The sequence below is a fragment of the Psychrobacter immobilis genome, from assembly GCF_904846235.1.
GTDB lineage: Bacteria > Pseudomonadota > Gammaproteobacteria > Pseudomonadales > Moraxellaceae > Psychrobacter > Psychrobacter immobilis_C.
On the sequence record NZ_CAJGZN010000004.1, the window covers coordinates 1 to 21,829 of the forward strand.

Annotated in this window: 18 protein-coding genes; 1 reads left to right on the forward strand and 17 read right to left on the reverse strand. The window is 41.1% G+C overall.

Translation table 11 applies throughout. The features are described 5' to 3' along the window. From JMX07_RS03485 to JMX07_RS03545, 13 genes are all read right to left on the reverse strand, one after another. On the reverse strand, positions 1–1,080 hold a 1,080-nt coding region (locus JMX07_RS03485), incomplete at its 3' end, for a lipopolysaccharide biosynthesis protein (protein ID WP_201606322.1). Further along, a complete protein-coding gene (locus JMX07_RS03490; RefSeq protein ID WP_201606323.1) occupies positions 1,073–1,669 on the reverse strand; it encodes an acyltransferase in 597 nt (198 codons plus the stop codon). The genes JMX07_RS03490 and JMX07_RS03485, both read right to left, overlap by 8 nt. 28 nt (positions 1,670–1,697) lie before the next feature. Further along, positions 1,698–2,717, reverse strand: a complete 1,020-nt coding sequence (locus JMX07_RS03495; RefSeq protein ID WP_201606324.1) for an NAD-dependent epimerase/dehydratase family protein — start codon at positions 2,715–2,717, stop codon at positions 1,698–1,700. Between the two features lie 30 nt (positions 2,718–2,747). After that, positions 2,748–4,025 carry a Vi polysaccharide biosynthesis UDP-N-acetylglucosamine C-6 dehydrogenase TviB gene (gene tviB / locus JMX07_RS03500; RefSeq protein ID WP_201606325.1) on the reverse strand — a complete coding sequence of 426 codons (1,278 nt, stop codon included), beginning with the start codon at positions 4,023–4,025 and terminating at the stop codon, positions 2,748–2,750. Between the two features lie 56 nt (positions 4,026–4,081). Further along, on the reverse strand, positions 4,082–6,046 hold the full coding sequence (locus JMX07_RS03505) for a polysaccharide biosynthesis protein (protein WP_201606326.1): 1,965 nt from the start codon (positions 6,044–6,046) through the stop codon (positions 4,082–4,084). A 30-nt stretch (positions 6,047–6,076) separates the two neighbouring features. Beyond that, positions 6,077–8,317: a polysaccharide biosynthesis tyrosine autokinase gene (locus JMX07_RS03510; protein ID WP_201606327.1), complete on the reverse strand. Its 2,241-nt coding sequence runs from the start codon at positions 8,315–8,317 to the stop codon at positions 6,077–6,079. 45 nt (positions 8,318–8,362) lie between these two features. Beyond that, positions 8,363–8,794 (reverse strand): low molecular weight protein-tyrosine-phosphatase, encoded by a 432-nt coding sequence (locus tag JMX07_RS03515; RefSeq protein WP_201606328.1) that lies wholly within the window; start codon positions 8,792–8,794, stop codon positions 8,363–8,365. Positions 8,795–8,806: 12 nt separating this feature from the next. Continuing rightward, positions 8,807–9,919: a polysaccharide biosynthesis/export family protein gene (locus tag JMX07_RS03520; RefSeq protein ID WP_227684605.1), complete on the reverse strand. Its 1,113-nt coding sequence runs from the start codon at positions 9,917–9,919 to the stop codon at positions 8,807–8,809. 456 nt (positions 9,920–10,375) lie between these two features. After that, complete coding sequence (locus JMX07_RS03525) at positions 10,376–11,080, reverse strand: hypothetical protein (RefSeq protein ID WP_201606329.1); 705 nt, start codon at positions 11,078–11,080, stop codon at positions 10,376–10,378. 287 nt (positions 11,081–11,367) lie between these two features. Next, positions 11,368–12,498, reverse strand: coding sequence for a CaiB/BaiF CoA transferase family protein (locus JMX07_RS03530; RefSeq protein WP_201606330.1), 1,131 nt, complete (start codon positions 12,496–12,498; stop codon positions 11,368–11,370). After that, entirely contained in the window at positions 12,491–14,680 is a 2,190-nt protein-coding gene (locus JMX07_RS03535; RefSeq protein ID WP_227684606.1) for a 3-hydroxyacyl-CoA dehydrogenase NAD-binding domain-containing protein, read from the reverse strand. The genes JMX07_RS03530 and JMX07_RS03535 overlap by 8 nt, the downstream gene beginning before the upstream one ends. Positions 14,681–14,752: 72 nt before the next feature. Continuing rightward, the gene (locus tag JMX07_RS03540; protein WP_201606331.1) at positions 14,753–15,961 is read right to left on the reverse strand and encodes an acetyl-CoA C-acetyltransferase; all 1,209 of its coding nucleotides are present in this window, start codon (positions 15,959–15,961) and stop codon (positions 14,753–14,755) included. A gap of 62 nt (positions 15,962–16,023) precedes the next feature. Further along, the gene (locus JMX07_RS03545; protein ID WP_201606332.1) at positions 16,024–17,175 is read right to left on the reverse strand and encodes an acyl-CoA dehydrogenase family protein; all 1,152 of its coding nucleotides are present in this window, start codon (positions 17,173–17,175) and stop codon (positions 16,024–16,026) included. A gap of 378 nt (positions 17,176–17,553) precedes the next feature. Here JMX07_RS03545 and JMX07_RS03550 point away from each other — a divergent pair, with 378 nt between their 5' ends. Then, positions 17,554–18,192, forward strand: coding sequence for a TetR/AcrR family transcriptional regulator (locus JMX07_RS03550; protein WP_201606333.1), 639 nt, complete (start codon positions 17,554–17,556; stop codon positions 18,190–18,192). 180 nt (positions 18,193–18,372) lie between these two features. On the opposite strand, the gene JMX07_RS03555 is transcribed toward JMX07_RS03550, so the two are convergent. The 4 genes from JMX07_RS03555 to JMX07_RS03570 form a co-directional block, all read right to left on the reverse strand. After that, complete coding sequence (locus JMX07_RS03555; protein ID WP_201606334.1) at positions 18,373–19,008, reverse strand: hypothetical protein; 636 nt, start codon at positions 19,006–19,008, stop codon at positions 18,373–18,375. A 396-nt stretch (positions 19,009–19,404) separates the two neighbouring features. Beyond that, positions 19,405–20,388 carry an MDR family oxidoreductase gene (locus JMX07_RS03560; protein WP_201606335.1) on the reverse strand — a complete coding sequence of 328 codons (984 nt, stop codon included), beginning with the start codon at positions 20,386–20,388 and terminating at the stop codon, positions 19,405–19,407. A gap of 79 nt (positions 20,389–20,467) precedes the next feature. Beyond that, positions 20,468–21,100 (reverse strand): TetR/AcrR family transcriptional regulator, encoded by a 633-nt coding sequence (locus tag JMX07_RS03565; RefSeq protein ID WP_201606336.1) that lies wholly within the window; start codon positions 21,098–21,100, stop codon positions 20,468–20,470. 97 nt (positions 21,101–21,197) lie between these two features. After that, positions 21,198–21,782: a YqiA/YcfP family alpha/beta fold hydrolase gene (locus tag JMX07_RS03570; protein ID WP_201606337.1), complete on the reverse strand. Its 585-nt coding sequence runs from the start codon at positions 21,780–21,782 to the stop codon at positions 21,198–21,200. Positions 21,783–21,829: the final 47 nt, after the last annotated feature.

Here is a 21,829-nt window from a genome sequence, read left to right on the forward strand (position 1 = left end):
ATTTAGTATGATATTAGAGAAAATTGCTAAAATCAGAGCAACTCTTTGAGTCTTCCATTCATTAATAGAAGCTTGATACCTTCCAAGTATTTTGTAAAAAACCATACCTTGGTTACCGATTAGAAGAATTATAACTATCCAAAACATATTTAGATAACTAGAGCCGTACAAAATATCTATTACAAATTTTCCGATGAAATAAAAAGCTAAAATTGATAAAATATTCAAAAATAAATTTAACTGAGCAAAGAAATATGTTTCTTTAAATACATCTTCTTTACTATAGGCATCACCAATTTTTAAATATTTTGGATACAGTAGATTACCTATAGAATCAGGGATCACCCAAGCAAGCTTAGAAAAAACTGTTGCCGCAAAAAACACACCTACAGATTCTTTTGTTTCGTAAAAGTCTAAGACATATACTGTTGAAGAATATAACAGCACTGCGAATAGCGTATTCGACATACTCTTAAAGCCATATTTCAAATACAGCCTATCTATTGACATTTTTATATTTATTATTTTTATTTTTGGCTTATAACTCATTGGTACTACGACTGCTAATACTAGAAACATAGAAAGCATATAAATCTTTATATAGACACTGGAATCTATATCGCTATCTATAATATAAAACACTAGCAATATTAAAAATATTATTAAGTTTCTAACTAAGTTGATCAAACCATATTTATTGAAAGAACTATTTAATAGATTAAATGCATTCAAGCTCTGGACAATAGCTAAAATATAACACACCACTATAAGAGAGCTATAGTATAAAATATTATTAGATAACGTGGAGGTAACTAACAGGAAAATGGATATAATAGTAAAGAACACTATGTTTTTATAAAAATTTTTTGAAAAAAATTCATTATTGTTTTTCGAAAAAAACAATAATGAATTATCCAACCCAAATACCAGGAAAATACTTAAAAAGGATAGGTCTGTTAGCCACTTACCTATAACACCATATTCGTATACTGTCAGTATATTAGCTGATAATATTTGAATTAAAAATGCGCATAAAGTACCTAAAGTACTGTATGAAAGTATTTTATACAAATTATTCATTAAAGTATTGCGCTGTATTATGTATATTTTTTTTGACAATAGTAGCGGGGTTCCCTGCTACTATTGTCCCTTCTGGAACATTCTTTGTTACAACCGATCTAGCGGCAATTATGCTATTATCTTCGATAGTAACTCCTTTGAGTATAAGGCTATCTTTTCCGATCCAAGTATTTTCACCTATAACGATTTTAGCTTTATCTGAATACTTCCATTTTTTATACTCTGGTACTCCACCAGATACGTTCATAACATTTCTGTCAGCAGGATGTACTGGATGATTATTATTATCAATAATATCAACTCTCGTCGAAATCATAGCCAGTTTCTTTACGTAAACTGAATCCGTAGATCCTATAATAGAAAATGGTCCGAAATGCACATCCTCTTCAATGACTATTTTTCCTCCAGATACATGTAGAGTGCCAAATATTCTAGCATTATCTTTAATTATTATGTCCCTTGGAGAACTGCCGTTAGATACTATAATCTTAGTATGTCTGCCAAAAGTGACATTTTTTCCAATTACAGCCTTTTTAGAAAATTTGAAACGCCAATATGATTGTGCAAATTTCAGTATAAGTTTTTTCACTATTTTAACCTCTCTAGAGTCTCAATACTTACTCAGATATATAGTGTTTGATTGCAACTTTAATACCTTGAGAGATACTAAAATCAGGAAAATACCCTAATTTTCTTTTCGCTTTGCTAATATCAGCTTGACTATGCTTCACATCGCCTACTCTAAAATCACGATATATCGCCTCTTTATTGTAGCTTACACCATTGGCTTGTAGTGTATTTTTGATACAATCAAAAAGTGTATTAAGAGTAGTACGGTCTCCAACAGCAATATTATAGACTTGACCTTTGGCATCAGGATTGGTCGTGGTCGCTGCTAAGATGTTGGCTTGTACTGCATTTTCAATAAAGTTAAAGTCTCGGCTGGTTTCGCCATCGCCATTGATAAAAATATCTTCATCTTTAATCATCGCTGCTGTCCATTTAGGAATCACTGCAGCATAAGCGCCGTCTGGCGTTTGACGCTTACCAAAGATATTAAAATATCGTAAACCAATGGTCTTAAAGCCATAAGTACGTGCAAATACTTCTGCATATAGCTCGTTGACATACTTTGTTACCGCGTAAGGTGAAAGCGGTTTGCCAATGTTATCTTCTATCTTAGGTAGTGCTGGATGATCCCCATAGGTAGAGCTGCTAGCAGCATAGGTGAAGCTAGACACTTCAGCATCACGAGCGGCAGTCAATATGTTTAGGAAACCTGTAATATTTGCACTATTGGTAGTGATTGGGTCTTTGATAGATCGGGGCACAGAACCTAGTGCAGCTTGATGTAATACATAATCTACGTCAGCGCAGGCTGTCTGACAGTCCTCAAAATTTCGGATATCACCTTCAATAAAACGAAAGTTTTGCCACTGCTTATCATTCACTTGTGACTGTACTTCATCCAAGTTGTGCTGAAAGCCTGTGGCAAAATTATCCAACCCTACAACGGTTTGGTTAAGCTTTAGTAAGGTCTCGAGCAGATTTGAGCCAATGAACCCTGCGACACCTGTAATCAGCCATGTTTTTTTATCTATTAACAGTTCTTCTTTGACTTGTTCATACTTTGACATAATGCTTTCCAATCTTAATGTATGGATGATTTATAGACGAATATCAGTTTCATCTTTGGTAAACAGATACTTCAAGTCATACAATACATGATTGTCACGACCTAAATTTCGAATGGCAGGGACGCCCATAGCTGCAAACTCTTGATGTGCTACCGCTAGGATAATACCATCGTATTGACCAGCACTTGGCTCAGTGATTGGTGAAATATCATATTCATGCTCAGCTTCGCTGGCATCAACCCATGGATCATAGACATCAACATCAATGTTATATTCTTGCAATTCATGCACAATATCAATAATTTTGGTATTACGTACATCTGGGCAATTTTCTTTAAAGCTCAGTCCTAGGATTAGTACTTTGGCACCTTCTACTTGAATGCGTTTTTTGATCATGGTTTTGATCAGCTGTGTAGTGACATATTCACCCATACCATCATTAAGGCGGCGTCCTGCCAAGATAATCTCAGGGTTATAGCCAATAGCTTGTGCTTTATGGGTTAGATAGTAAGGGTCAACGCCGATACAGTGCCCACCGACCAGACCTGGGCGGAATGGTAAGAAGTTCCATTTGGTGCCTGCTGCTTCTAACACAGCTTGTGTATCGATACCCATCTTATTGAAGATGACTGCAAGCTCGTTAATGAGAGCAATATTGACATCGCGCTGCGTATTTTCAATGACCTTTGCTGCCTCAGCAACCTTAATAGATGCTGCTTTATGCGTACCTGCAGTAATAACAAGGTTGTACACTTCGTCTACTAAGTCAGCGACCTCTGGCGTGGAGCCCGCAGTTACCTTCAAGATATTGGTGACACGGTGCTCTTTATCACCTGGGTTAATACGTTCTGGGCTATAACCCGCATAAAAGTCTTTATTGAAAGTAAGCCCTGATACCTGCTCTAGTACAGGAATACAAACTTCTTCAGTCGCGCCAGGATAAACGGTTGATTCATAAACGACGATATCACCTTTTTCTAGAACACTGCCGATTGCTTCCGATGCTTTGATAAGCGGTGTTAAGTCAGGTTGTTTGTAGTCATCAATAGGCGTGGGTACAGTCACAATAAAGAAATTACATTCTTTCAAAGCGTTAATATCTGAGCTATAGCTCAACTGGGTGGCCTGTGCCAGCTCTTCTGCACTGACTTCTAGCGTATGGTCAATACCTGATGACAACTCACCAATACGTTTTGCATTAATATCGAAGCCAATCACAGGACGATATTTGCCAAACTCTACTGCCAACGGCAAGCCGACGTAGCCTAAACCAATTACTGCGATTTTAATATCATTAACAGTTAACATGATGGTTCCTCAAAAATTTATTACCCATTGTTTAAAATTATATTACTGATCAAGTGTTATATTGTCTGTGTATCATCCTGCCGATAACCTGCCACAAATGTTGTTAATTGAGATTTTAGCCACACAACATCATCTTCTTTCGCTTTATCAGGTGTATGCGTCAAGACTTCCTCAATATCATGTAATGGGAAGCTGTGTTCCATCGCTTGCATAATAAGAGGATGCTCAGTCGTTTCGATGTTGTCATCTCCAATGATCAACTCTTCATAGAGCTTTTCGCCTGGACGCAAACCTGTAAACATTATCTCAATATCACCGTTAGGATGATTATCATCTTTGACCTCACAGCCACTTAAATGAATCATGCGCCGTGCCAGATCGACAATTTTTACAGGATTACCCATATCGAGAACAAAGACTTCTCCACCTTTGGCCATAGCACCTGCTTGTATCACTAAATTTGCTGCCTCTGGTATCGTCATAAAATAGCGCGTGACATCAGGGTGGGTAACAGTAATCGGAAGCCCCTGCTCAATCTGCTTGGTAAAAACAGGTACCACTGAGCCAGATGAACCAAGTACATTGCCAAAGCGCACCATACTGATACAGGTTTTATTACTGATTTTACTGAGCCCCTGGCAAGTCAACTCGGCCATACGTTTAGTCGCTCCCATAACGTTGGTGGGCCGCACCGCTTTATCTGTAGAGATAAGTACAAATGTGTCAACCTCGGCGCGTATGGCGGCACACGCGCAGTGATAGGTACCTTTGGTATTATTAATCAATCCTTCAAAAGGATTAAACTCAACAATAGGTACGTGCTTATAAGCTGCTGCATGATATACCGTCTGTATACTGTATTCCTGAAACACACGATATAACTTATCCTCATTAGTAACATTGCCAATAAGAGCGACTATCTGAATATCCTGATATTCAGGATTACGTTTCTGCTTAGCGAGCAACTCTTGATGGATGCTATAGAGTGCAAATTCAGACACTTCGTACAGCACCAGACATTGCGGTTTATTTTTGATAATCTGCCTGCACAGCTCACTACCAATAGAACCACCAGCACCCGTAACTAGCACGTTTTTGCTTGTGATATTTTTAGCAAGCAGACGTTCATCAGGCTCAACAGTTTGCCTATCAAGCACATCCAAAATATCAATCTTATGCATATGGCTGACAGTCACTTTTTCATCAGCAATCTCTTGTAAACTGGGGAGCTCTTTTATCTTGATGGATATATCTGCCAGTTTATTGATAATCTGACGTTTACGAGCGCGACTGATAGAGGGTACTGCCAAAAAAATTTGCGCAATATTAAGCTCATCAACTATCTCAATAAGATCTTGGGCTGCGTTAATCTTTTTACCTAGCACATATGCGCCTGTTAACTGCGGATCATCATCAACAAACGCTACCACATTATACTTATGTGAATTTCTCAAGCCTTCTAATAGTTTTTGCCCTGCATGCCCTGCACCATAAATGACAACATTATCTAGATCTGACATATTTTTTTGATGTTCTACAGCATTCTTTTGCCAACGTGTTAATAATTCCTTTATAGTTAACCTACTGTTCCACAGCCAAATAAAGAACATGAATAAAAACAAAATGGGTGCTGAGCGCGGTATGGTTGGCAAGACTTCAAAATACAATATAACCTCATATAGTATAATAAGTACAAAAAACAACTGTAATACACGTCCCATCAATGAATCAAAAAACCCGCGCGCTACACCTCTATAAAAACCTATAAGATGCAAACTAATGATAGGAATCAGAGCGTATAAACATAACGATAATAATGGAATATGAGCGTCCATATAACCAAAACGTAATGATAAGGCAAAAAATAGACATACTACTGCCATTAAAAAATCAGCAGTAGTTAGAATGCTCTTTTTGACACTGCGAGGTAATGCCAGCAGTTGCAGAACCATGCGCTGTAACTGACTGGGACTGTCGTAACTTTCTTGAGACCTAAGATCACCATTTGGCTCAATATTCATAAATTTAATACTCAGCTGATATATTGATGATTATTTATTGTTGCCATAGGCATAATTATAATGATAGCTGTATTTGCTCATAATACCTTGCTGTACATCATTCAAAATAATTCCATCCACTTCTATATTTGCTTTATTCATTTGATTGACAGCATAGACCAGTTGTCCCTCAATTGAGTTATCATATCTAGTTACCATAAGTACTTTGTCAGCATATTGCGCCAGTATCATTGCATCAGAAGCTGCAAGTATCGGTGGTGTATCAATAATAATATAGTCATAGCGTAAGCCTAGCTCTTTCATTAAACCATTAAGCCTACTATTAGACAGTAGTGATGCAGGATTACGTGGATGCTCACCCCTAGGCATAAAATCGATATTATCTATCCCTGTCGAATGAATAAAATGACTAAGCTCTCCTGATGAAACCGTATTACCTTGTAGTGACGTATTGTCATGCTGTGAAAGGTAATCGGCTAAGCCATTGTCTTGATTCATACTGAACATCTTGTGCAACTCACCCAAGCGCATGTCTGCATCCATGATCAGTACTTTTTTATCGAGCTGAGCAAAAACTTCTGTTAAGTTAGCAGAAATAAATGATTTACCAACGCCAGGACTCTCGCCAGTAATTAAAATAACCTTAGCTCTTTGAGCTACTTGCTCTGCTGTCGGCATACCGAACATCAGGCTCGTTCTTAAGCTTTTGATGGCTTCATAACTCAAGCTGTTACTATCAGCATAAGCCAGCAAACGATTAGGCGCTTTTTTATCTTTACGTAATCTGGTTAGTAGAGGTGAACGGGGTATCGTCGCGACCACAGATACGCCTGTTTTTGCTTCGATACGTTCAGGGTCTTTAACCACATTTCTAAGCATGTTTTTCAGGAGTACGAGCATTGTTCCAAGCATCGTCCCTAATAACATCGCCAATATGATAATTTGTAGTTTCTTTGGTGCGATCGCTCGGTGGGTACTGATTGGTAAATCAATAATGCGAGCAAAACCAATTTGACCAGCTTTGACGATCTTTAACTGTTCGTAGTTTTTGAGTAGCGTGAGATAGATCTCTCTGTTGATCGTCGTATCAGCCGATAGTTGTAAAAACTCTCTTTGTATCTCAGGTAATCCTGCAATAGTGTTATCTATTTCTTGTCTTCTAGCATTAAGTACTGCAAGTTGATCATTGATCTGGATTACTAATGGATGCTCTTCCGTATAATAAGTAGTGAGATCCGCTTTTTTCAATTTTAGCTCATTGAGTTGCAGCTCAATTTGCGAGCTTTCGGTTAAGAGCAACTCGGCTTCTTTTGCCACATCAATAGTACCGTACTTTTTACGGAATTCATTGAAGATTGCTTCAGAATCTTCCAACCTTTTCTTTAGGGTTGGAATTTGAGTTTCCATAAAGCTGATGGTTTTAGTGGTTTCTTCAGAACCACGAGACTGATTTTGATCAATATAAGATAAAACGATTTGTTTTAGGATCAAACTGGTTTGTTGCTGATTGGCTCCGGTCATAGACAACTGAATAATGCCAGTCTGCTTGCCCTTTTCAACCACAGATAAAGCACTATTTAACCGCTCTGTCGTCATTTGAAGAGACTGCTTAGTAAGATTGATTGAATAACCATCGGCAGGTAAATTATTTACTGTGATTTGAATTTGACCATCTATGCCTCTGAACTGCTGGGGCTGACCTATCTCACCTTTGAAATCTTCAAAGTCATTACTCAAGATAAATCCAGTCTCTGAGCGCATCAAGCTAAATGATTGATTTAAATACTCTTGAGATACATTAAACTGACTAATTTCTACTTCACCATCTTTAGTTTTAAGTGATACACCTTCAGGTTTGTTTATTTGAGTCGCAGTACTATTACTTTTTATTCTATCTAAGGTGCCAACATTAGGGTCAGATAGGCGAATACGTAAATGCAATAAACTGACAACAGGCTCTAAAATCATACGCGACCTTATCAGCTCTGCCTCTGCCTCTGCTTTACTAGCTTCCGACCCTATTAACTCAGAAATATCAGCCCCTAGTGCTGCAACTCCTTTGGAGTTCTCTTCAATTTGAATAAGTGCATCTGACTTAAAGGTAGGGTTGACATATCTACTATACAAAACCCCAATTATCAGGCCTAACACAGCAAAAAATACGATGATTTTCCAACCACGCAAAATGGCAAACAGCAGCGCCATAAGATCAATGTCATCATTATCTTCTTTCGAAACAGGGTTTGATAAATTTTTCGAATCTGTACTCATAACTATAGGTCTACCACTTCAGCTTGTTCATCGGATAAGCATTGCTTAGCTAATTTTATCGGCCCACTGATCTAGACCATCAACAATATCTTGATATGCTGTCTCAAAAGCGCTCATTTCATGTTTATATGGGTCAGCAATATCCTTATTTTGCCAGTGACCAAGCTTAAAAGTTTTACCACGGCAAAATGGCCAACGTTCCTCAATCCATTTAGTCTGACTATCTGACATGGTAAAAATAAGGTCAGCTTTTTTTGCTAATTTTTCGTCGATTTGTTTGGCTACATGGTCTGTAATATCTATCTGCTGTTCAGTCATAATTTTGAGAGCAGATGAATCTGCAGGATGCCCAATTAGAGCTCCAACGCCTGCGGAGTCAATTACTTTGTTAGGATAACGCTTTTTTAGTAACGCTTCTGCCATCGGACTGCGGCAAATGTTACCAACACAAACGACCAAAATATTGTTAAACGCCATAATTATCGTTACCTATAGAGTTGAAAAAGATCTAAGCGCAGTAGTAGAAGGTAGTAAGGCGCTAATAACACGATTCCAGCGCGTAAGACCAGTCGGGTCAACATAGACAATATCATTAGGATACATCTCAAAACGATTAGCAAGCGCAAAGCTAGTAACCGTTTGCATATCTACATAATAAATATCAGTTGCTCTGGTATTGAGATTGTCACGAACGACGTATATCTTGGCCGCATTTGCAGTATTAGAATTGAGACCTTTGGATTCCCCTAAAACTTGTGCCAAGCTGATACCTTGCTCTAAGATGGGTACTGGCTCCACTTGTCCAAACTCTCCCAACACGTATACCTTATTACGTTCTTGGCTATTGACATGGATAGAGTCACCGTCTTGTAAATAAATTTGGTTAGCAGAAGCACCCATCTGTCGTAACGACTGTAATCCTATATTATAGCTTGTGCCTTTACGGTTCAGCACAACATTGTTTGAATCACCCGTAGGCGTTGCACCACCTGCCATAGAAATTGCCCCATATAGAGAAACGGGCACATCAGCAATAGGGAACTCACCGGGCTGCTTAACTTCGCCATCGATAAAAAACTTGTTACCACGATAATTAATGATTTTCACTTGTGGATCTGGATACTTGAGATAACGCTGAAGACGACTTTGTAAGTTCGCTGTAAATTGTGGCACACTCATACCGCTAGCTTTTATACGACCAATAAGTGGGAACTGGATAAACCCTTGCTGATCTATAGGAAAACCAGATGCATATGGATTGGATGCACTACTACTGTTGGTCAAAGGAGGCGCTATGTCAGGATAACCTACCAAGGTAATACCTAAAATATCTCCTCTAGCAATACGGTAATCCACTTGACCAGACGTATTAATCAAACGTATTAAATCACTACTCGGTGTGATCGTTTTTTTCGCTGGTAATGTTGCTAAATTTAAGGGCTGAACATTAAACTCTATACCACTCTCTGCAGTAAAAGATCCACTGGGTGGTAACTGACCAGCTTGAAGCCCAGAATTGATGGTTGTAGTAGCACACCCAGTAGACCATAGCACCACAAGTAACAAACTTGAGGCATTTAATAATTTAAGAGACTGTCGCATAATATAAACCTTTCGAATCATAGCAACATATCGTAGTAAACAGTAGCTATTAAAAATAATCGTTATGCAAAAAAATGGGCTTCTTTTTGTATAAAGCTTTATGCAAAAAGAAGCCCATTTGTTAAAAAAACCTATTCTAGCATAATTATACGTATCCTATACTCTATTTACAATTAGAGTTAAAGTGTTAACACTTACATTCTGATTCTTATAATATTTTTTATTATTACTTATTCAATTAGGCTTAACTGGATAATAAGAATCTCAAGTTCTCAGATAAAATCCAAGAGACTATTGCTATATTTTTCAATCATTCAAGTCTTCGACATAGAAACTAACAATTTCTTTGTCCTTCTCTGACAGCAGCAAATCCAGAGATATAGTACATTAGATATTTAAAAATCCTCAGTACTCATTATAAAATCAGTCACTCTTTCTACTAACTTATCTTCCACACTACTCAGCATCATCCAACAGTTTGTTAAGCTCGTCCACCATGGGATCGTCAATGATACTGCCTTCTACATAGCTGATTATCTCATCTACAGTCGTCAGATCCATTTCACGAATGCCTAAACTGGCTAGTTGCGCATTAATAGACTCTAAGCTGTCGTTATCTTCAGCGTCATCTAGCAAATCCTCTTCAAATCTACCTCTGACAAACCAGTACATTTTTTCTAGTACGGTTTCTTTTTTGGTCAAAGTAGAATAACCATCGCCATAAATGAACAGGTTGAAATGATAAGGTATTTCTACATCATTGATAAAAAATGTACGTTGGCACTCTAATGTATAGGCTTGAATCTCTTCACTTTCCGCGCTTTCATCACTTTTGTTATCTTCATCATATTCAATCGTCTCTTCTATCAGCTCACCTAATATCTGATAGTCGCCGACTTTAATTTTATGATTATAAATGACAGCAGAGTCTGCGATTGCATCAAAAATAATGGCACTGACATCTAAGGTATGGTTGTCGATATCATAGAATGCTTTTAACGCTGGCAAAAACTCGGTCAGCTCTTCTTCAGGCACTTGAATGAGAAACTGCTGCTCGTATATTTTAATCATATCTTCAGGAGCATAAGTATTAGCAGTATTAGTCTCGTTTCTACCTGTTGGTTGCAAAGGTAAAAAATTATACGGGTTATGTTTGGTCATTCAGAACTGCCTTTTTGCTTAAGTTAAATTTATTAAATGTCTGTGTTGCTCAATCTCTAAGAGTCTTTGAACGCGCTACTATGCTTCAGTACCGTAAAACTTTAGGATTTATGGGTGTATTGTCTCTTATTCAGGCAATTTTAGATAGACAGTTATAAATATACAAGTTCAATCACTCTGGTTTAGACAGGCTAAAGAGACGATACTAGCCAGCAGCGGCTTGATATCGCCTTCAAAGGTTAATACAATTTTCACTTTTCTCTAAAGCTACTTACATACTAATTCACTTACTGCCACCCTGATGTCGCACAATTTTCATCTTGATGTGCAAATAAAGGGTGAGCCTTGGCTTCATGTAAACTTAACACAGGGGTCACACAGACATCCGTTGCTGCAAATACACGTTGCCAATGCTCAAGCGTTTGACTGGCGAATTTTTCCGTGATTGTGTTGGTCGCGGCTTCACTTTCAGGTCTATTGGGCATAATACCAAGTTGCCAGTGTGTTTCTTTAAGCGACGGCAGCTCCAATACCTCACATAGCCCTTGCCAAAACTTAAGCTCCAAAGCGCCGACTGCCATATGGCGTTGGTCAGCGGTTTGGTACAGTCGGTAACATGGTAATGCACCACCCAAAAAATCATGCTGCGGCAGTAGAGTGTCGTTTAAGCCCTTTCCTGAAAGGCTATTAATCAGTTTGCCTGTGACCTTTGGCATGACCATATGGTTGTAAAGACTGTGCGTCATGCTAATAGCAATGTGTCGTCCCCTGCCCGTACGCTGTGCGGCAAATACGGCAGCCAATAGGGCTATCACTGCAGTGTCACTACCGCCTGCCAAATCCGCAAATTGGATATTGGGCATGGCTTGCTCACCCTGCGCTGTTTTTAGCTGATCTAGTACACCGCTCATAGCCATAAAATTAATATCGTGACCGGCCTTATTGGCCCAGTCATGATTCACTTGAGAGCTATTTTTTGACTCAGCACTTTCTAAGTAGACACCTTCTGTTGAGTTTCCATCTGCTACGCCATAGCCAGTGATTGACACTATTACTAGCTTTGGATTGATGACATGCAGGGCCTTAGCATCTAGTCCCATTTCTGCCAAGATACCTGGGCGAAAGCTATCTAGCATCACATCAGCTTCTTTAAGATGTGCTTTTATAGTTTCAATCGCTTTGGGATCATGAAAGTCATATTTTTCGGTCGTCTTACCGTGGTTCAGAGCTGCGAAGAGCTCACCAAATACCCGAGCAGGATCACCTTGTTTAGGCTCGACTTTAAGGACATCCGCACCCAAATCTGCAAGCAAACGCGTAGCAAAAGGCCCAGGTAGATTACGAGTCAGATCGATCACTCGTAACCCTTGTAGACAGTCCTTCATTTGATCAGGATTTGATACATATTTATCAGTCATCAGAGAACGCCTCGCCTTTGACTGCCATGTCTAGCAAGATTTGAGCTGGCTCAAAACGTTCACCATATTTCGCAGCCAGCTCACGACTCCGCTCAACAAACGCACTCACGCCCATTGCATTGATAAACTGTAGCGTACCACCATGCTGCGGTGCGAACCCCCAACCAAAGATAGACCCTATATTGGTATCAGCTACTGAGCGCACAACATTCTCCTCATAGCACTTAGCGGATTCATTGGCTTGAATAAACAGCAGGCGATTCACCAAATCTTGCTGCGATGGTTGCTCTGGTTTTGGCGGGTACAAGTTGATAAGCTCAGGCCATAGATGCTTATCACCCTCTGTTGGATAGTCATAGAATCCTTTGCCATTTTTCTTACCTTCGCGCCTATGCTCATTGACCAATTTTTTTAGTATGTCATAAGAAGGGCGCACTACGATTGGCTTACCTTCGGCTACCATATCAAGTTGTTGCTGTTCGCTGACATGCAATGCGAGGCTCAATGACACTTCATCTTGCAATGCTAGCGGCGGCATCGGCATACCTGTTTTCATACCGGCGACTTCGATACTACGCGGATGCACACCCTCTCCTAGCATCGCAATGCCCTCTGATACATAGGTGCCAAATACCCGCGAGGTATAAAATCCGTGGCTGTCATTGACGACGATAGGCGTTTTACCTATTTGCACAACATAATCAAAAGCTTTGGCCAATGTTGCATCGTCGGTTTGCTCGCCCATGATAATCTCAACGAGCGGCATCTTGTCTACTGGCGAGAAAAAATGCAGACCTATAAACTGGTTTGGGCGCGTACTGGCTTTTGCCAATCCTGTAATTGGTAGTGTTGAGGTGTTAGATGCATAGACGGCCGTGTTTGTAATCACTGCTTCACTTTGCTGGGTACACTTTGCTTTGATTTCTCGGTTTTCAAACACCGCTTCGATAATAAGATCGCAATCTGCCAAATCATCGTAAGAAACTGTTGGCGTAATGCGTTCTAGGAGGGCTTGTTTTTTCTCTTCGGTAACACGCTTTCGGCTAATGGCTTTATCTAAAATATTGGCAGAGTACGCTTTGCCTTTTTCAGCATTGGCAATTTCTGTGTCCAATAAAACGACATCTATACCTGCTTTGGCAGTGACATAAGCAATGCCTGCGCCCATCATGCCAGCGCCCAAGATACCGACTTTTTTGGTGGTTGTGCGTTCAAACCCTTGAGGACGAGACTGACCTTTTTTGATGCTATTCAGCTGAGTCCATAAGGTGTTGATCATGTTTCTAGATTCAGTGGACAGTACGCAAGCTGCAAAATAACGCGACTCGATCTCAAGCCCTGTATCGATATCTACTAGGCATCCTTCAAACACACAAGACATAATATGGGTGATCGCAGGATAGTTACCATGTGATTTCTGATTAGCCATGGCTGGGGCGATAGAGAATATAGGAACTACCTTTGGATGCTTACTATCGCCGCCAGGAATTTTAAAGCCTTTCTTATCCCATGGCTGCTGCGCACTTGGATTATTTTGAATCCAGTCTTTTGCTTGCTCCAGCATATTTGCTCGATCAGTAGCTGTTGCATCAATAAGTCCAATGTCTTTTGCCGCTGATGGTCGTAATTCTTTGCCTTGCGTCATCAGCTCCAGTGCCACTTGAATACCCACCAACCGAGGCAAACGCTGCGTACCACCGCCGCCAGGTAGCAAACCCAGTTTCACCTCAGGCAAACCAAGCTTGGTCTTGGACGTGTCAATGGCAATACGATAATGACATGCCAGTGCAAGCTCTAAACCACCACCCAGTGCGGTTCCTGTCATAGCAGCGACGACAGGTTTACCTGATGTTTCAAGCGTACGCAAACTACCTTTTAATTCTTCAGTCACTGCAAATGCTTGCTCGGCTGTCTCGATCTGGTTCAATTGATCAATATCTGCACCAACCACAAAGGTTTCTTTAGCCGATGTGAGAATCAAGCCTGTAGCGGCATCATCATTGATGAAACTATCGACCACCGTGGCGAACGACTCCGTAAAGCCATCACCGATAACATTCATTTTGCGTTTACTTTGGTCAATCGTGACGGTGACGATACCATCGTCATCACGCTGAGCTGAGAAGTTTTCTAATGCATTAATGGCTATTACGCTATCTGCTGTCTGATTATTTGTCATCATTTTTATCCCTTAAATGATTCTTTGTATGTTGCGTTTTAGTCTAATTGGTTTTCAGTCTATTTTAGAGAGAAGTTAAACACGTTCGATAATGGTGGCAATGCCCATACCACCGCCTACACATAGCGTAATCATAGCGGTCTTTAAATCGCGTCGTTCTAGCTCATCAAGGACGGTCGTCATCAGCATCGCGCCAGTTGCGCCAAGCGGATGACCCATAGCGATTGCACCACCGTTGACGTTGACGATATCAAGCGAGATGCCAAAATCATCAGCGGTATTCATCGGCACAGCAGCGAAGGCTTCATTAATCTCCCAAAGGTCTATGTCAGAGGCTTGCATGCCCGCTTTATTGAGGGCTTTTTGGCAAGCTGGTGTTGGACCTGTCAGCATAATGGCAGGCTCTGAACCAACAACTGAGGCCATCGTGATTTTGGCACGTGGTTTTAGCCCTGCTTTGTGACCAGCCGCCGCGCTACCGACCAAACAAATAGCAGCGCCATCGACGATGCCAGAGGAGTTACCCGCATGATGCACATGATTTACCGTTTCAATTGTGGTGTATCTGTCCAAGATAACGCTATCAAAGCCCATTTTACCTGGCATAATAAAAGAAGGTTTTAGCCCAGCTAAGGTCTCGACATTGGTGTTAGGGCGGATGGTTTCGTCTTTATCCAATAGCATCATGCCATTAACATCGGTAACAGGGACAACAGACTTATCGTAATAACCCTTCTCCCATGCCTGTGCAGCGCGGCGATGCGACTCGGTGGCAAAGCCATCGACATCACTACGACTAAAGCCTTTGAGCGTTGCGATGGTATCTGCACCTACTCCTTGTGGCACAAAGTGCGTGGCTTCATTGACGCGCGGATCCATGTACCAAGCACCACCATCTGAGCCCATCGGCACACGGCTCATAGACTCAACACCGCCTGCCACGACCATGTCTTCCATACCTGACATGACTTTGGCCGCTGCTAGGTTGATAGACTCCAGACCAGAGGCACAAAAGCGCGACAAAGTTAACCCAGCCACACTTTGTACCCAACCAGCATCAATCACAGCAATACGCGCAATATCAGAGCCTTGCTCGCCCACTGGGGTCACGCAGCCAAGCACCACATCGTCGACCAAACTGGTATCCAAGTTATGGCGCTGCTCCATCTCCTTTAATAAGGTGCGTGTCAGCCAAATTGGTGATGCCTGATATAAGGAACCATCCTTTTTCCCTTTGCCGCGTGGCGTGCGGATAGCATCATAAATATATGCAGTCTCAGTCATAAAAAATCCTTTTTTTATTTTTTAAATAAACAATAATTATTGTAGTCTTATAATATAAGCGTCTACATAAAGCGTGAAGCCAGCTCTTTCATAATCTCATTGGTGCCGCCATAGATTTTTTGCACGCGCGCATCAGCGTATAGACGTGCGATAGGATACTCTGTCATATAGCCATAGCCACCAAACAGCTGCACGCATTCGTCGATGACTTCGCACTGTTTTTCAGTGACCCAATATTTGATTAATGAGGCATGCGGTACAGAGAGTTTGCCATCTAACATCGCATCTACTGCCGCATCACACATGGTGCTAGCAGCGAGATAATCGGCATAGCATTCTGCCATCTTAAAGCGCGTATTTTGAAAATTCCAAATAGGTTTGCCAAAGGCTTCACGGCCTTTTACATAATCTAGGGTTAGATTGATAGCAAGTTTCATCGAGCCAACCCCTGATAGCGCAATGATTAAGCGCTCACGCGGCAACTCCTGCATCATTTGGATAAAGCCCATACCTTCTACCGTACCCAATAGATTTTTTTGTGGTACACGGACATTGCTAAAAAACAACTCCGAGGTATCCTGCGACGTCAGACCAATCTTGTCGAGATTGCGTCCACGCTCAAACCCTTCTACTTTATCCGTTTCTACGATGATAAGCGAGACGCCTTGCGCGCCTTGTTCACGGTCTGTTTTGCATGCTAATAGGATAAGATTGGCGTGCTGACCATTGGTAATAAAAGTCTTAGAGCCATTGATAATGTAGTCATCACCATCTTTTACCGCATAGGTTTTGATGTTTTGTAGGTCGGATCCAGTGCCAGGCTCGGTCATGGCGATGGCCCCGATATATTCGCCCGTTGCCATTTTGGCTAGCCACACTTGTTTTTGTTCTTCAGTACCGTGGTCTAAAATATAAGGCGCGACAATGCCTGAATGCACCATACCCCCAAATCCTGACTGATTGGCCTCGGTTTGAGCGTAGATGAGCGCGGCTTCATGACCAAAATCGCCACCACCGCCGCCATACTCGCTTGGTATTGCCGCACACAAAAACCCCATCTTGCCTGCTTCTTCCCATGCTTCGCGATCGATCATGCCATTTTTGCGCCACTGCTCATCCTTTGGCTCCCAAGATTGAAACATTTTTAGGGCGCTGTCATACACCATCTGATGTTCTTCAGTCATCCAGTTTGGGGTGAATTTTTCGATACTCATGATGTCTATCCTTGACAAGGTGGAGTGAATAACAACTATATAGTCAAGCCTATATAAATCCGCTACATCGTCATCCTCGCTAAGCATACTAATGTATAACTTGCACTCGGTTTTCTTGTATCGAAATTATATTGAACTGACTATAGCTAGGTCGTTTTGTAAATTATGGTAATTTATATTACCGTTATAGATATACGATGAATTCTTTGTATTTATTAATACATGAGTCTTATACTAGGCTACGAAAAACCACTTCGCAATCAATTAAATAAAAATGGTAATTTACATTACTTGTTAATTTAATCACGTTAAATTATCGAGCACACCATTTAACTGGTAGGACGTATTAAATAGCCAATACTTTAAGAAGCGATAAATATGAAAACCTTTAATCAGTCAGATAGCCTCACGCAAACTCGATCTCTAGCGCCCCTATCCGATATGCGGCCCGCAACTTTGGATAAAATTGAGCAAGCTGTTCGTAAAGTCTTTGCAGGATTTGATGCTAATGAGGTGACGATGGCGCAGATTGCAAAGTCTGCAAACGTCTCTTTGCAAACGCTCTATAAGTATTTTGGGGACAAGCAAACGCTGTTTTATACCATTATGGATATTGTGCTTGGCAGATTGGCCGCTAGAATTATGGATCATCTGCAAGGGATTGATAGCGTACAAGATCGTCTACGTAAGACGTTGTGGGTCTGCTTTGACTTTGTGGATTCGCATCCAGATGCGGTGATGGTGCTATCTTCTGTCTCGGCCTCGCGTATACGTAATATCGCGATCTATGAAAACAAAGAGTTAATTGGCGCGTTTTTAGCGGTATTAGAAGATGGACAAAATCGTGGGGTGCTCAATGACACCGTTCCACTGCACATACTGTTCGATGTGTTTATGGGGTTCATCAGTCGACTTGGTTTAATGCATACCATTCGCCAAACAGAGACGCCATTAAATGCAGAGTTTGACGCGCTATTTGTGATTTTGTGGCGCGCCATCTCTAAACCTGAATCCTGAAGCTTAAAATGAATTTTATAAAATTGATATTTAGCAGTGTTTGACTCTTACAAGAAAACATAACGTAAAAAACCAAAAAGCCCCACGAGAAAGTGAGGCTTTTTTATATTTTTTTTCGGTCAATGTGATTATTCAATCAATGTAATTAACAGCTCGTGCTGCTTATACATTCAAAACTTTTTAGATACTGCTAGATTTTGGTACGCCATACTCTGCATGGTCGACCACATGGTTGTTTTGTTCAATAGTCAGTCGATAGCCTTTAATAATACCGTCATATGGCAAACTGCCCTCATACTGCTGATAATGCTCACAGATGCTGTCTTGAATCACTAATTTACGTGCAGCATCGTCTAATTTGGCAAAACCGCTAGGCAGATGTACTTGCGCAAAACGTGAAGCTGCGCCACGAGACATCCAATTATCAGCACTCGTAAATGCAAAATCCACTTCCGCTCGTAAGCTATATCTGGGTAGCGTATTAGAGTAATTTGCCAAGTCGTATTTAATTTGCGCAATATCTTCTGCGAATGGCTGATACGGTATCTCAAGTACAGCAAACAGTTTTGCCAAAAACTCATCAGCGGTAAAGTGTTTGTCCATATAGCTACCATCAAGCCCAAGGAATTTGCTCGACAATACATGGCGCAGGCGGTCATAGGCAGGTATGGTATGTTTAAGAGGATAGCCCATTTGCTTGACGATATCTTGCGGACGCAGCTCAAGCGACTCTATTTGATTGATAATATATTGCGCTAGAGAATGGCGTGGGTGATAACGACGGGTATATTTAGATGGATTAGCAATGTGGCTCATGATATTGAACACCTTAGACTCCTGTAACTCCGACGAAAAAGTATGATATACGCCCAAATAGGCAAAAAATCAGGCACAAATGAGGTTGTCGGAGTACAGGCTCATGCGCTTTACCAGAGTTGTTTTATATCGTGCTGGAAGTTGCAAGGTTTGTCACGCTGCCATGAGATTATTGTCATGGTCGGCGATAACAAAACTGTTAAACCCACGATAGATCATTCAACGATGATAGCACATCAGATGACAAAAAATAAATACCGATATTTGTGACCGTTTGTGAATAATTCTTTTTCACATTGAGCACTCAATCTTAGACGTTTCGATGCACCATTTATTCATGTGCTAACACGAGGTTCAACATCGAAATATTAAGGTTGAAGTATTAAAAATTAACGCTTAGCGATTGACATCAACAACTATTCGACCACGAACCTTACCATCCAACAATTCACTTGCTGTCGGAATGACTTCGCTTAGACCAATCTCTCTGGTGATTGCATCTAATTGCGTCATATCCAAACTTTTACTCAAACGCTGCCATGCTTCTACACGCTCATCATAAGGTCGTGTCACACTATTGATACCAAGTAAACTGACACCGCGTAAAATAAATGGCGCAACAGTAGCAGGGAAATCCATGCCTTGAGCCAGCCCACAAGTAGCGACTAAACCATCTTCACACGTACTGGCACAAACGTTGGCCAGCGTATGACTACCAACAGAATCAATTGCTGCGGCCCATTTCTCCTTACCAAGCGCTCGTCCTGGGCTACTCAATTCAGTACGGTCAATGATCGTCGTAGCACCGAGGCTCTTTAAGTATTCCGCTTCTTCTAGACGTCCCGTAGAAGCCGTGACAGAGTAACCTTGATTTGCTAGAAGTGCGATGGCAAAGCTCCCCACGCCGCCATTAGCACCCGTCACCAATACTTCACCGCGCTCTGGTGTGAGTCCATGACGTTCCAACGCAATTAGACAAAGCATCGCAGTATATCCTGCTGTACCAATTGCCATCGCCTGACGTTCAGTCATCGACTCAGGGAGCGGGATAAGCCAGTCACCGTTTAATCGCGCCTTTTGTGATAGACCGCCCCAATATTTCTCACCCACACTCCAACCATTCAACAACACTTTGTCGCCAGCTTTGTAGCGAGGATGGCTACTTGTTTCGACAGTGCCCGCTAAATCAATCCCTGGAACCATGGGGAATGTGCGTACCACAGGGCTACGACCCGTAATGGCCAATCCGTCCTTATAATTGAGCGTACTAAATGCCACACGAACCGTGACATCCCCTTCTGGCAATTGCGTGTCCTGTATCTCTGTCAGATTAGACTGATAAACATCGTCATTTTTTTCAATTAATATTGCATTAAACATAGTAGCTCCTATTTAGACCAATCGTCTATAAATGAGTAAAAATGATTTAGACCGGTCGTCTAAAAATATAGATAAAAAATTACTTCTGTATTCCTGCTACAAAACCTCGGAAAAAAGCATCTAATGGACTGACATCTTGCGTCAACTTAGCACGCAAAACCGCACCTTCCCATCCGATCCAAAAGAAAGCAGCAAGCTCATCACAATCACTATTAGAATGTACTTGCCCTTGTTGTACTGCAAGACGCAAGCAAGCCGCTAAACGCTCCTGCCAATCAAGCAGTATGTTTTCTAACTCACAGCGAAAACTCTCAGGCAACACGACAATCTCTTGACCCAAATTGCCTACCAAACAGCCGCGTCGAAATTCATGCTTGATCATTCCCGACTTAGCATCTTCAACAAAGTCACTAATGCGCTGCATAGGAGACACTTGCTCGTTTAAAAAACAATGATCTAGCTTGCGAGCAAAATATAACGCGTACTGTCGCAACACTTCCTGTCCAAACGCCTCTTTATTTTTGAAGTAATTGTAGAAGGAACCTTTAGGCACATTGATACGTTTGAGTATGGCATCGATACCAGTGGTCGCAAAGCCTTGCTCTGTCAGCATCTCCATCCCAGATCTCAAAAGAGCTTCACGGGTATCCGTAAACTCTCGTTCAACATTAGGTGGACGCCCTCGACGGGCTTTTGGCTTAGTAATCGTCATGCATAGATATTATGACCGATCGTCTTTAATGTCAATCAATTATTTTTAGCGGTCTATTTATCCATCAGTCGCGACAGTTTTTTGACTGCCCTTGCTATTAGTCTTCACCATGATATGTTGCCTCATCCATCCAAACGATGGGGTCTTCGCACAGATGAGTTACGTGATACCAGATATCACTACTACGAGCGATACGGTGATGACCGCCTACAAAATAATCGATGTTCCAGCTATCAGGCAGATTAACTAAGGTTCGTCTAGCGACCGCTACGTCTAAGCTTTCATCATCGACTTCTACCATAACTCGTACTATCTCGGTATTGGTCGTGGGAAAAGACAGCTTCATATCAGCCACGTCAGGGATACGGTCAACCAATACCTCACTTGGATAGATACAAGGCGCAATCAACAGCGCGCGCAAGTTATACTTATGCGCAAAATGATTGGCAAACCAACCACCAAGCGAATGCCCTGCCAACACCACTCGAGGATACTGTGTCATTTTCTCGCGAATCAATGCATCATAAATCTCAAATATTTCTGCAAAACTCTCGCGGTAATTGACCGTTTGACAGTATTTTGGCTCACGCGTGATACAGGTATATTTGCTGGTCTCATTGCTAGAATCGAGACCATGAAAAAACAGTAAAAACGTATCATTGTTTTCAATAGGAAACATCATAACCCTCTCCTTTTTTAATTATTATTTAGGTTTATTCTTGATAACTT

Coding starts and splice junctions, on each gene's coding strand:
- JMX07_RS03515 (WP_201606328.1), bottom strand. CDS start 8,794: ATGGCGTTTAACAATATTTTGGTCGTTTGTGTTGGTAACATTTGCCGC.
- JMX07_RS03570 (WP_201606337.1), bottom strand. CDS start 21,782: ATGATGTTTCCTATTGAAAACAATGATACGTTTTTACTGTTTTTTCAT.
- JMX07_RS03495 (WP_201606324.1), bottom strand. CDS start 2,717: ATGTCAAAGTATGAACAAGTCAAAGAAGAACTGTTAATAGATAAAAAA.
- tviB (WP_201606325.1), bottom strand. CDS start 4,025: ATGTTAACTGTTAATGATATTAAAATCGCAGTAATTGGTTTAGGCTAC.
- JMX07_RS03555 (WP_201606334.1), bottom strand. CDS start 19,008: ATGAGCCACATTGCTAATCCATCTAAATATACCCGTCGTTATCACCCA.
- JMX07_RS03520 (WP_227684605.1), bottom strand. CDS start 9,919: ATGCGACAGTCTCTTAAATTATTAAATGCCTCAAGTTTGTTACTTGTG.
- JMX07_RS03545 (WP_201606332.1), bottom strand. CDS start 17,175: ATGAGTATCGAAAAATTCACCCCAAACTGGATGACTGAAGAACATCAG.
- JMX07_RS03505 (WP_201606326.1), bottom strand. CDS start 6,046: ATGAATATTGAGCCAAATGGTGATCTTAGGTCTCAAGAAAGTTACGAC.
- JMX07_RS03560 (WP_201606335.1), bottom strand. CDS start 20,388: ATGTTTAATGCAATATTAATTGAAAAAAATGACGATGTTTATCAGTCT.
- JMX07_RS03565 (WP_201606336.1), bottom strand. CDS start 21,100: ATGACGATTACTAAGCCAAAAGCCCGTCGAGGGCGTCCACCTAATGTT.
- JMX07_RS03525 (WP_201606329.1), bottom strand. CDS start 11,080: ATGACCAAACATAACCCGTATAATTTTTTACCTTTGCAACCAACAGGT.
- JMX07_RS03550 (WP_201606333.1), top strand. CDS start 17,554: ATGAAAACCTTTAATCAGTCAGATAGCCTCACGCAAACTCGATCTCTA.
- JMX07_RS03535 (WP_227684606.1), bottom strand. CDS start 14,680: ATGATGACAAATAATCAGACAGCAGATAGCGTAATAGCCATTAATGCA.
- JMX07_RS03530 (WP_201606330.1), bottom strand. CDS start 12,498: ATGACTGATAAATATGTATCAAATCCTGATCAAATGAAGGACTGTCTA.
- JMX07_RS03510 (WP_201606327.1), bottom strand. CDS start 8,317: ATGAGTACAGATTCGAAAAATTTATCAAACCCTGTTTCGAAAGAAGAT.
- JMX07_RS03540 (WP_201606331.1), bottom strand. CDS start 15,961: ATGACTGAGACTGCATATATTTATGATGCTATCCGCACGCCACGCGGC.